Here is a 965-nt window from a genome sequence, read left to right as displayed (position 1 = left end):
CTATTAATGTTTGGACTACTGGGATATTGGATGAATTTCTTAAGTCGGCAAGTATCTTTAAAACAGTAAATTTAATTCAAGATAGGTTCATAGCTGGAAATGCTTTTGTTAAGATTAGGAATCTATAAATGAAAGCTTTAAAATAAGGGGTTATGCAAGAAATCTATTGACTGGAACTTCTTTTGAGAGATACCTATGGTGGTTCTCGCTTTTATTGCTCTACTTTTGAAAAGACTTTAAACAGGCTCTAAGAGAGTCTATATTGGTTCCGATTCAATCGTATAGAAAAATATAGGATTAACGACAAGTTTCAAGTCGTTTTTTTCCAAAGGTAGAAGACATGATTTTAGGATATTTAAGGATTCTAAAATCAAGTTTCATTCCGAAATAAACCTTATCTTTTCAAGTTTGAAGTGCACAGAAGAATTAAAAAAAAGAATAGGCAGGCGATGAAAGAATCTCTATTGTGATTTTTAACAATCAAACACAAGGAGAGACCTTGCCCAAATGAAAAATAAGTTCATGAATCTCCGGGATAAAGTACTTCTTCGTAAAAGAGCTATTATTGAAACTGTAAATGATCAACTAAAAAATAGACCTCTTTCAAAACCCATTAACATAGCTCCAGATTATAAATGCCCGCAATTAGATTGAACCGAAGACCAAACCTTTTTCGTCTATTTCTATAACGATCAGCTAAAATTTTGAATCGCTTAAGCAGACCAATAGCATTTTCATTAATTACACGTTCTTTGGAGAGGAATTGATTATTTTTTTTGTCTTGTTTTGTTAAAGGATTTTTCTTGCTTCTTCTTTTAGGCATTTGGGTTTTAGCATGAAGCTTTTTAAGTCCTAGATACCCTCCCTGTTAGAAGGGCCCTTTCAACCTTGAAGTGCACAAAAAAGAACATATAAATACTTGAAAAAACATCTATTGTGCACCCGAGCATAGCATGTTTGTAGAT

General features: G+C 32.6%; 2 pseudogenes. One reads left to right on the top strand and one right to left on the bottom strand.

Annotation, left to right across the window (positions count from 1 at the left end):
• Positions 1-507 precede the first annotated feature (507 nt).
• Positions 508-594: pseudogene (locus tag RHOW815_RS08260) on the top strand (transposase); the annotation flags it as partial.
• A gap of 19 nt (positions 595-613) precedes the next feature.
• On the opposite strand, the pseudogene RHOW815_RS08255 reads toward RHOW815_RS08260, so the two are convergent.
• A pseudogene (locus RHOW815_RS08255) lies at positions 614-862 on the bottom strand (transposase family protein); the annotation flags it as partial.
• Positions 863-965: the final 103 nt, after the last annotated feature.

It is taken from the genome of Candidatus Rhabdochlamydia sp. W815 (assembly GCF_018642185.1).
Taxonomy (GTDB): domain Bacteria; phylum Chlamydiota; class Chlamydiia; order Chlamydiales; family Rhabdochlamydiaceae; genus Rhabdochlamydia; species Rhabdochlamydia oedothoracis.
Note: the sequence above shows the minus strand (reverse complement) of the source record. Positions and strands in the feature narration are given on the sequence as shown.